This window comes from Serratia sp. NA_13 (assembly GCF_052691735.1).
This window is the reverse complement of sequence record NZ_JBQZFV010000011.1, coordinates 155,193-166,177: the sequence shown is the minus strand read 5'-3', so window position 1 is coordinate 166,177 and position 10,985 is coordinate 155,193. Positions and strand designations below refer to the sequence as shown.

At 61.1% G+C, this 10,985-nt stretch carries 2 protein-coding genes and 2 pseudogenes; 1 reads left to right on the top strand and 3 read right to left on the bottom strand.

Going from position 1 to position 10,985, the window contains the following annotated elements; translation table 11 throughout:
* Together ACUTSU_RS16120 and ACUTSU_RS16115 are read right to left on the bottom strand one after the other, a co-directional pair.
* The coding region (locus ACUTSU_RS16120; protein WP_445654389.1) for a two-partner secretion domain-containing protein at nucleotides 1-8,613 on the bottom strand (8,613 nt) is incomplete at its 3' end.
* 68 nt (nucleotides 8,614-8,681) lie between these two features.
* A complete protein-coding gene (locus ACUTSU_RS16115) occupies nucleotides 8,682-10,328 on the bottom strand; it encodes a ShlB/FhaC/HecB family hemolysin secretion/activation protein (protein ID WP_445654391.1) in 1,647 nt (548 codons plus the stop codon).
* 258 nt (nucleotides 10,329-10,586) lie between these two features.
* Here ACUTSU_RS16115 and ACUTSU_RS16110 point away from each other — a divergent pair.
* Nucleotides 10,587-10,742, top strand: a pseudogene (locus tag ACUTSU_RS16110) (transposase); the annotation flags it as partial.
* Nucleotides 10,743-10,812: 70 nt separating this feature from the next.
* Here the strand turns inward: ACUTSU_RS16110 and ACUTSU_RS16105 are convergent.
* Nucleotides 10,813-10,938 (bottom strand): annotated as a pseudogene (locus ACUTSU_RS16105) (histidine phosphatase family protein); the annotation flags it as partial.
* Nucleotides 10,939-10,985: the final 47 nt, after the last annotated feature.

Sequence of the window (10,985 nt, the reverse complement as noted above, 5' to 3'; positions counted from 1 at the left end):
TTTACCGGTCGCCGTTATTGACAGATTTTGCCCGGCGTTGAGCGTGCTACCCTGCGACTGACTGCTGTCGGTACGGGTTTCACTCTTCGACGACTGGCTGCCATAAGAGGCGCTGATGCCCACCGTGTTGGTGGCGCCTTGCGCCGCACCTTCGTCTCCGGGCTGCAAACCGGCAGCGGCGTTTTTCGTCTCTGCCGACGCGGTCAGGGCATCGTCACGTTCCCAGGCCTGTGCAGCCTGCACGCCGGACAGCGCTGCCTTGGTGTTTTGCAGGGCGTTCAGGCGCCCGTCGCCTTCTTTCCTCGCCTGTTGCGCCGAGCTGACCGTGGTGTTGAGTGCGCTACCCACGGTGCCCGACAGCGCCACACTCAGGCCGCTCTGCTTCTGCTCGAAGGTTTCTTTACGTGTGCGCTGATCGTAGCCGGGATCGATAATCACGCTGTCGCCGGTAAGAGCCAGATCCTTGCCCGCCACCAGGTCGGCACCGCCAATGTGCAGTTGGTTGCCCGCCGTAATATTAACGCTGCCCTGGCTGCTGCCGACGGTACTGACGCTTTGGCTCTGGGTCCGGCCTTTCTCGTCGATTTCGTGTTTTCTCGACTGTTTGCCAATGGTGAAGCCGATACCGCCGCTGCCCAGCAGGCCGCTCTTTTTCTTCTCTTCCAGCCGGTAATGCGTGTCGGTCTCGGTGGCCGCACCGATGTCGACGTTACGGCCGGCCTGCAGGTTGACATCCTGGTCGGCAGCAATGGCCGAGCCGGTAACCGTCAGGTTATTGCCGGCGCTGAGGCTGACACTGTTCCCGCTGAGCAGGCTGCCTTTCTCGCGCGTGGTCGTATCGTTGGCGATACTGTGGCTGCTGCTTTTTTTCAGGAAGCCTTTTTTCTGAGACCGCTCTTCACTGAAGGTCGACTCGCGTTCGGTAGCGGTATTGAGGGTCACATCCTGCTTCGCCTGCAGGGTAACAGCGCCCTGGTCACTGTGAAGGGTGCTGGCCGTGGCGGTGATGCTGCCGTCCTGCGCTACCACAGTGACGCCGTCGCGCCCGTTGAGGGTGCTGCCCACCACATTTTCCCGCAGGGTTTCTTCGGCGCGCTCACCTTTGGTTTTCCGTCCGCGACTCTCCTCGTTGGAGACGCGATGTTCGCTGTCGGTGGTGTGGTTAAGGGTCACCTCCTTTTTCGCCTGCAGCGCGATGGCGCCCTGGTCACTGTGCAGGGTACTGCCGGTAACCGTGACGTCACCTTCGCGCCCGATCACGGTCACACCGTCGCGCCCGCTGAAGGTGCTGCCGGTGCTGATTTCGCGCTCGGTTTGCTCTTCGCGATGGCTGCGGGTTTTGCCCTTGCGTTTATTTTCGCTGTCCTGGTCCTGCGTGCGGGTGCGCGCGTCTTTAATGGTCACGTCCTGCGCACTGATACCAATGCGTCCCTCTTTACTGTCAACTTGTGCGCCTGCGGCCAGTAGGCGATTGCCCGCTACCAGGGCCACGCTCTGGTCACCACTCAGCGTGCTGAGCGTCAGGCGTTCTTCCTCGCGGCTGTTGCTGACCGACGAGGTGCGGCTGTTGGCCTCAAGATGCGTTCTGTTGGTGGTGGTTTCAGCCTTGAGGTTGATGTCGCCACCGGCCTCTACGCGGGCGTTGCCCCCCGCCTTAGCCTGGCTGCCCTGTAAGGTGACATCCCGTCCGGCCGCCAGTGAGAGGTTGCCGCCGGCGTTCAGCTCACTGCCCAGCGCCTGCTGCCATTCACCGTTGACGTGCGCCATCCGGGAGCCTGCCGCTTCCGTGCCGCCGTGGGTGCGGTTACCCATTGAACCGGAAATAACCTCAAGATCGGCGGTATGGCTACTTTTCGCGGCGGTGATGGTCAGGTTGTTACGCGCACTCAGGTTGAGCGTATCTGTCGCATCAAGCTTCGCCCCCGTGAGCGTGATATCGGTGCCGCGCAGGCGAATATCGTCGGCGCTCATCATAGCCTGGCGCAAGGCATCTTGCAGGTTGGTGCTCAGGGTCAGGCTGTCGGCCTGCACGTCGATGCTGCCCGCTTTGATGTCGCCGCCCTGATGCAGGAACTGCCCGGCATCTACGGTCAGCGCCTTGTCGGCGAACAGGTTACCGGCATTGGTGATGCTGCCGGCCGAGAGCTGCAGGTTACCGCCGCCAATCACCGCGCCATCGCCGGTCAGGCGCAGCGTGGTTTGCGCCAGATACACCTTAGGCACCCACACCGTTTGCAGGCCGTCGGCCGTTTGTACCGTTTCGCTCACCAGCCAGACGATATCCTGTTGCAGCGCCGCAATCTGCTCCGGCGTCAGGGCCACGCCCGGCACCAGATGGAATTCTTGGGCGACTTTAGTGCCATGATTCATCAGTTGCTGGTACTGCGCCATCACATCCCAGCCCTTGACGGACGGTTTGCCGGTCAGCGCCAGCACCTGCTCGCGTACCAGCCGCTGCTCGTAAAAGCCGTCGCCCAGGCGCTTATGGGCCTGCGCGGGGTCATACCCTACGCGCTCGAGCATGTAGTCACTGCTGATAAAGTTGTCGCGGTGGGTAAAGCGCTCGTCGGTCACCACCAGGAATGGGCTGCCGGTCGCCGTGTGCTGGCTGAACAGCGCGTTATTGGGAATGGCGGTGGCCACATTGCCCAGATGCTGTAACTGCGTCAGCGCCAGCTCTGCCGGCAGCAGCGGACGCCCCAGCGGCGAGGACGGCGTGGTACCCGATTTTGTCACTTGCTCGCCCGGCGCAAGCGCCGTGTCGCCATCCTGGCGGCCGGTGCCCTCTACCGTGAAGGCCAGCGGGTTGCGCTCAAGTTCGGCACGTTCGGCATCCACGGCGTTTAATACCGCCTGAAGCTGGCTGATTTGTGCCTGATTGACCGTGGTATTGGTGATGCGGATCCCGTTGATGGTGACCGTGCCGTTGCCGGTGATCACGCCGTCAACGGTCGCCAGCGCCGTGGTCTCATCACGGTTGTACGTCGGATACCAGTGGTGGGTGTCTTTATCCATGTGGTCAACGATATGCTCCTGACGTCGTTCGTTGACCGAGTAAGCGCGGTTGTCCACGCTGCCGCCACCGTCCTGCGTCAAATTACCGTTGGCGGTGATAACACTGGCGTCATTGAGCAATGCACCGGTGATGCGCAACACCATGTTGCCGCCGGCCAGAATGCGCGCGCCAATGCCCTCGGAGACCAGTTTGTCGCGCGTCACCGTACCGGTGGCGGTACGCTCACGCAGGTTGTTGTAATCGGTGACGAACGGCGCGCTGTCGATATCGATGTGCTTCTCGGGGTCCCAGGTCATCACCTGCGTCCAGTCGTGCTCCCAATGGAAGCCGTTTTGGTAAGGCGTCGGGATGGACGCCAGCTGATTTCCCCCGCGCGTTTCATAGAACGTCATCGCATAGCTGCCATCGGCATTCGGCTTGAGCGCCAGGTAGTTGACCCACAGGTCGGTCAGTTGCCCCTTATTGTCTTTGACCCGCACCTGTGCACGCTTGCCCGGCGCATCAATGTTCAGCAGGGTGCCGTAGCGGTTGGTTTGCGCCGCCGCGTCATCCTGGAAGGTCAGTTGCTGGGTGGTCGGCGCCATGGTGTTCTTATCGGGGTTGACCTTTGAGCCATAAGAGCGCCAGTAGTAGTTGTAGCGGTGCCATTTGTAGTCGCGCTTCTCGGCGTCACGTTCAATCACCAGCCCTTCACGCAGGTTGTTCAGGCGACGGGCTTCGACCGTGACATCACCGTCAGCTTCAATAAAACTTGCCCGGTTCTCGAGCAAATCATCACTGCGCAGTGACAGACGGTCACCGCTGTAAAGTAGGGCGCCGTCGCGGTTAGTCAAGCGCTCCCCAGTCTGCAACGTCAGGCTCTGCGTCGCCGCCATCACGGCAGGCGTACCGTGGTTGTCGATGACGCGCCCGCGCACGGTGATGTCGTCACCCATCAGCGCCGCGGCGTTGTCCAGGGTATCGACGCTCAGCGTCATGCTGTCAGCCTCAATACGCCCGGTGTTTTGCAATGCCCCGGTCGTCAGTTGCAGCGTTTTGCTCACCAGGGTGGCCGGATTGGTAATGCCGGCCGCAGTGAGCACCAGATTACCCGGCAGCAACCAGTCCGCCAGGTTGGTAAAGGCGCCGCTCAGAGAGAACGTCACTGTGCCGTTACTGCTGACGGTGTCGCCGGCCTGATGGGTGTAGTCCTGCTGCGCGGACAACGTTAGCGCCTGTAGCCCCAGCAGGGTGCCGTTCTGGTTATTCAGGGTGCGCGCATGCGCTGTCAGTTGAGCCGCGCTCTCCACGCGCCCGCCCTGGTTAAGCAACGTCAGCGACGAGTCGCCAGGGGAGAGAGCGGTGTTAATCTCAAGGTTGCCGTTGGCCAGGATGCGCCCCTGGCGGTTATCCAGCGTGGCGACATCCGTGAAGGTGAGGGGGCCCGCACTTTGCAACCGGCCTGACGTGTTGTCGACGTCACGGGCGGTGATGTTAGTGCGGGAGGTGCTCAGTATCAGCCCGCCGTCGCGGTTGTTCAGACGATCGGTCTGCACATTCAGCCCCGCCTGGCTGCTCATCGTGCCCTGACGACTGTTGTCGAGCGCCCCGGCCTTAAGCCTCATCCCCTGGGTCGACACCAGTTGCCCACCCTGGTTGTTGACCTGCGCGCCCTCAAGTGTGAGCGCGTCGCCGCTGTGCAGCTTGCCTTGCTGGTTGTTGAGCGTGTCGAAACGGTAGGCACCCGAGCCCTGACTGATGAGTGTGCCACCCGCATTGTTCAGTTGTGCCGTTGTCAGGGCAATGCCGCCACGGCTGCTGAATATACCCTGACGGTTATCGATACCAGCCGCTGACACCTGCTGGTCACCATTGCTGCGCACCGCGCCGTCGGTATTTTCCAGTAAGCCAAGAATGCGCAGCGCCACCTGTTGCTGGCCGTCTATCGTCCCGCCGGCATTGTTCAGCGTTTGTGCGTCAAGTTGAAGCGCCTCGCCACTTTGTACTTTCCCATCGCGGTTGTTCAGCGCGCCGCTCAGCGTAAGACGTTGTTGTTTCTGGCTGTAGAGCAGCCCGCCCTGCGTATTGTCGAGCGCGCGGGCGGCGATATGCAGCGCCTCTCCGGCCAGCCACTGACCGCCGGCGTTATTGATGGCGCCGGCGTGTTCGCCGTCTTTGTCGCCCGCGACAGCCAGTTGCCCCTGCGCCGAGACCTTGCCGGCCCGGTTGTCGATGTCCTGCACAACGTGCAGCACCAGATCATGTGCCGACTGTAGCACACCTCGGGCGTTACCCAGCCAGTCAGATGCAAGCTGTGCATCCTGCTGGCTTTGTACGCTGCCGTCCGTGTTGTCAAAACCACGACTGACGGCCTGCCAGCTACCCTGACTGCCTATCCAGCCCTGCGCGTTGGAGAGTGTCTGCGCCTGTAAAGTCTGCGACGATGCGCTGAAAATCCGGCCCTGGCTGTTATCCAGTTGGCCGGTGAATTGCATGTCTAGGCTATCCAGTGCGTTGATAGCACCCTGTCCATTCAACAGATTAGCGGCGCGTACCTGCGTGCGCCCATTGCCGGTCAGGGTGCCGCTCTGGTTGTCCCAGCCCCCCGACAGACTCAGAGACAGCGCCTGCCCACTGAGTACCACACCGGCGGCGCGGTTGGTCAGTTGCCCGCCCTGCAGAGATAAGTTGCCGCCGCTTTGCAGTGAGCCTGTATCGTTGTCGAACAGGCTGGTTGCAACGCCTTTAACGGTGAGGGCCTGTTGCGCGGTCAGCTTGCCAGTGTGGTTGAAAATATCGCCTGCGGCGTCAAGCGTCAGGTTACCGCCGGACTGCAGCCGACCACCGGTATTGTCGAATGATTGCGTGCTGGCGGTGACCTGATGGCCACCTTGTGCGGTCCCCGCACGGTTATCCCAGTCACCGCCGCTTTGTACGGAGAGGACGTTGCCGGCTTCAAGCCAGCCGTCAGCATTGCCCAATGCCTGATGCGTCGTCAGATTCAGATCCTGATCGGCAATGATTTTGCCCTGCGCATTGTCCATTTTCTGTGTCGTCAGCGTGAGCGACTCGCCGCTGATTTCACCCTCGCGATTACCCAGTATCCCCGAGCTGGTTAAGGCGAGCTGCTGCCCGCCCAGCAGCTTGCCGGCTTCGTTGCGGATGTCCCGCGCTGCCACGGTGGTTTGCCCATTCCCCTGCACCGTGCCTCGATGGTTATTCAATTCACCTGCGGTACGTACCGCCAGTAACTCGCCGGCACCCAACAGCCCTTGCGTGTTGTCCAACCCCTGGCGGGCATTCACATCAAGGCGCTGCTGGCCAATCACTTTGCCCTGGGTGTTGTCGAGACGGTCAGACGTTGCCGTTAGCACTGCGGCGCTGATTTCGCCGCCGCGGTTGGTGGCATTGCCCGTGGTATTCAGGGCTAGCGATTGGCCGGACAGCAGCTTACCACCGTCATTATTGAGGGTGCCTGCCGTTGCCGTGACGGCCGTTTCGCCTTGCGCCGTGCCGCCACGGTTGTCCCAGTTGCCGGCGTGAACATCCAGCGCTTTGCCGGCGCCAATGAGGCCGCGTTGATTATCCAGGCGGCTGGACGTCAGGTCGAGATTGCCCTGACCGATGATCTGCCCCTGCGAGTTATCCAGCCGCTGCGCCACCAGACGCACGTCATCGCCGCTCAGGGTACCGGACGCGTTATTCATCTCGCTGCCTGCCTCAATCGTCAGGCCGTTCCCGGCCAGCAGGTTGCCCCCGGCATTATTCACCGCGCCGTCAGCAAGGAGCGTGAAGCCCGCCTGGGTTTTTACCGTGCCGCTCTGATTATCGAGTCGCCCGGCATCCAGGCGCAGGTTGCCGTTGCTGCCCATCGTGCCGCCGGCATTGTCGAGCAGGCCACCCACCCGCCAGTGTTGTGCCGCGCCGCCCAGCGCCACCAGGCGGCCACGCTGATTGACCAGTTGACCGGCCGAAAGCAGGAGGTTCTGCGTCTCAATGGCACCGTCACTGTTATCCAACTTGCCCGCCAGGGTGAATCCGCTCTCACCGTCACCGGTCTGTGACCAGGTAGCCTGTTGGTTGAACAGGTTGTCGGCATCCACCGTCCAGCGCCCGGACTTGACCTGCGCCTGCTGCGCATCCACATTTCCTTTCGTGCTCACGGCCAGCTCACCGCTGTCTACGGTGGATTGGCGCAGTGCCACACCGCCTTCGCGAGCCGTCAGCGCGGTACGGCCGGCCGCAACCCGTGCGCCGCTGATATCCACCCGGCGGCCGGACGCGTTGACATTCTTTTTGGCAAGCAGACTGCCACTGGTACGGATATCGCCCTGGCTATCAAGCTGCAGGTTGGCATCCTGGACCAGCAGGCTGTTGGTATCACTGCCCGCCAGCAGATGGCCGCTGCTCTGTATACCGTGCGCGGCGTTCAGGCGCACATCCCCGGCCGCTGCCAGCGTACCGGATTGCGTTAACATTCCCTCGCGACTCTGCACGGCCAGTTGACCACCGCTATACACTTTGCCGTGCGTCTCGATGTCGCCTTTTGCCGCCAGCTGAATATCACCGCCGGCTTGCGTGCCCGCATCTGGCGCACCAGACTGCCAACTGAGCTTACCTTCGCTGCTGACGGTGAGCGTTTTGCCTGCCTGCACCTGCCCGTTCTGATTGCGCACGCCGACGCCGGCTTCGGTGCCAATCATGCGGATACTGCCGCTGTACATGCCGCCCATCTGGCCCATGTCGATGGCAAGCTCCGGTTTGGCGCTGCCGTTATCTGAAAGCGGCGTCGCGGTTTTACCGTCCGCACTCACCCGGTTACGCCCGGCCACCACCGACACGCCTTCTTTGGCCCAGACGCCGGCGTTGATCTCCACCGCGCGCGCCAGGATGTCGACGTACTCGGTATCATGACGCGCATCGCCGTTGAGCCCACCGCCCTCGATGCGCACCACGCCGCGTTCGACCTGATAACCCGCCACGCTGCCGTCGGCGTTCATCTGCGGTTTGCCGGTGGTCAGCGTCATGCGCCCGGCGTTGATGGTGCCGCAGCCGTTGCAGACAATACCGGCGGGGTTGGCCACAATCACCTGCGCCTTGCCACCGGCCACTTCCATAAAGCCGCGCAGTTGGCTGGGGTTGTTGCTGTTAACCTCGTTGAGGATGACGCGAGCCGGTGCAGCGTTGGGATTGAGGTTGGGGTTACCCTGGATCATCCCGGCCATCTGGGTGGCGGTCATCACCGCCGAGTTGTTGAGGATGGCGCCTTTGGGGTCGACGTCGAATTGTTGATATTGGTTATGTGAGATCCCAGCCTGATTGGGGGCGGTGATGTTGACCTGCGGCAAGCCGTTCTGGGTATTGATGACCTCCGGTCGCTGACCCGGCGCAGCCGCACCGTCCGCCACAATGCCATTCGCCATTACCGGTCCGGCGAACAGGGCCAGTCCCAGCAGCCACACCGACCGTCGCACGGTCACCCACAGACGGTGAGCGTCCGTTATCCCCGTGCCGAGGCGTTGCCCTGGTTCGTTGCTGCAACTACGGGCCAGTTCGGACACCACCCGCAATTCCCCGTGGGTGCGGCTGAAGATGAGGCGGTAGCAATGTTTATTCATGGGTCACATCCGTGAGAAAAGTCAGTCCAGTCAGGTCAATATAAGCACAGTGGTCGGTATCGTGATGTTCAGATTTCCAGATTCACGCTAAAACCCGCGATAGCACCGGAGGTGTGGAAGCCTTCTGGCTTGTAGAGCGGTACGCCGGCAAACAGGTCATAGCTGAATCGTCCCCACAGCGCGCCACGCACGCCGAGTGCACTGCCTACCAGCTGATGCCCCACCAGGTAGCGGGGGCGGGTGCTCGGGCCATCCACCCGGCCATAGTCGGCAGCCAGATACAGTTCGTGCCCGCCGGATAACACATTCCAGGCGATTTCGTTACGCCACAGCAGGCCCTTTTCGCCGGACAGCATCTGCTCACCGTCAAAGCCGCGCACCGTGTAACGCCCGGCAATCGCCATCCGCTCCTGCGGCGTCAGCGCATTCGGGCTCCACTGGCTCCGCAAGCTGGTGTAAATCCGCCACGGCTGCTCGCCCAAGGCAAAGGGGATATTGATGGCTGCATCACCGAGCAATATACCTGTACGGGCAGACCCGTCATGGTTGACCTCCTCCGGTGCGCGCAGGGCGCCCAGCGCCCCGGTTCCGCGCCGCCAACTGATGTTCGCATCCAACGTGGTGGTACCGAAATAACTGCGCTGGTTCAGCCCAATTTCCCAGCCTGCGGTGCGGCGTTTTTGTTGGGTCAGCTCGATGTCATCCGCGTGGTTGGTGGAGTGCTTGCGGTAGCCCCGCAGGTTAAGCGTTAACTTGTGCGACTGGTCGCGGTACAGCAATCGGGAGACGGTCAACTGAATGTTGTCGCTCTTGCCGCTGTAACGCAGCACCTCGTTGGCGTTGGGGATGTTCTGATGGTAGGTGTAGTCGTTGTAGTTGGCCGAGAAGGCCCAATACCCCACCGGGAAAAAGTAGTTCAGCGCATGCGAACGGTTGCCGAACGGCCCGTGCTGAAACACATCCTTGCCGATGTTGGCATAGAAAAGGTCATTTTGCGCAAAGGGGGCATCGATTGCCAGGGTGGCCGAACCGAGATAACGCCCGGTGCTTTTGGAGCCGCTGTCGTCCAACCCCAGACTGAGTCGCACCGGCCGCCCCTCGTGCCAGTTGACCTGCAGGTCACTGGTGGCGTCCTGGGCGCCGGGGATGATTTTGATGTCGGCATTGGCGCTGGGTACCCGCCTGAAGTTCTCCAGCCCCTGCTCGATATCACGCAGGTTGAGAATATCACCGCGTGAGGCCGGAATGGCGTTCCACAGCCGTCCGCGCCAGGAGACCGGTTCATCAAAGCGGATGTCGCCAATACGCCCCGGTTGCAGCGTCAGCGTCAACACGCCCTGAGTCAGGTCCTGCTCCTGCGCCATCACCCGCGTGGTGACATAGCCTTTGGCCAGTATGGCGTTCTGTACTTTATTGATGGCAAGCACAATGCCCTGGCCGCCCAGGCAGCGGCCTTTGGCATCGGCTGCCGCGTCCACCGCCCACTGAAAGCGTTCGGCCGCTTCCCCGACAAGGGTAAGCCGGTTGATGGCGAAGCAAGGGGACTCATTGGCAGGATAATCCGGCAACACGGCCTCGGGACGGGAAAGGCGCGCATCGGCCTGTGGGACATTTTGCTGTTGCAGGGCACGCTCGCGCTCCTGCTGGCGCTGCTGCTCAAGGGCATCAATGGCGGAAGCTGCCCGTTCCGGGGCGTCGGAGGGCGTGGCGGCCATGCCTGGGAAAGCGCCGGCGAAGAGAACACCAGCGAGAACGTGGCTCACCGCCTTCGATGTGAATCCGTGCGAAAGAAAAGTCCTTTTCATGAAAATCCATTTCATCATAAAGTGTAAAGATATGTAATTTGGCGCATTATCCGCCAGCAAGATCAGAAAGCAAGCGAATTATGTTTTCGGGGAGACTGAAGTGGTTTACTGAATTTGGCCACCTGAACAGAGGTGATATGCCCACCTCAGAACAACACAGGTGCTTCAATGAAAAGAAGAAATTTTAGTCCTGAATTCAAACGCGAATCTGCTCAGTTGGTTGTCGATCAAAACTACACCCTCTCTGATGCCGCTAAGGCTATGGATGTAGGTCTTTCCACTATAACGAAATGGGTCAAACAACTGCGTGACATGCATACCGGGTAGCCATGTCCAGTGATGATCCCTGACTCCACTTGGTTTAGCCAGCAGAAGGTCATTTGGCTTTATCCTGCAGCATGTCCGGCAATGCCAGTGCACGATTTAGTCCTTTACAGGTTAACTGCCCACTGTTATTAGCCGGTTTTTCCCCATGCCGCACAAAGATCAGTGTTTCCTGCGTCAGTGCGCTTTGGCCCAATAGCTACAACGCCGCCAAAACACCGAGTAAATTGTGAGCTACTTTGT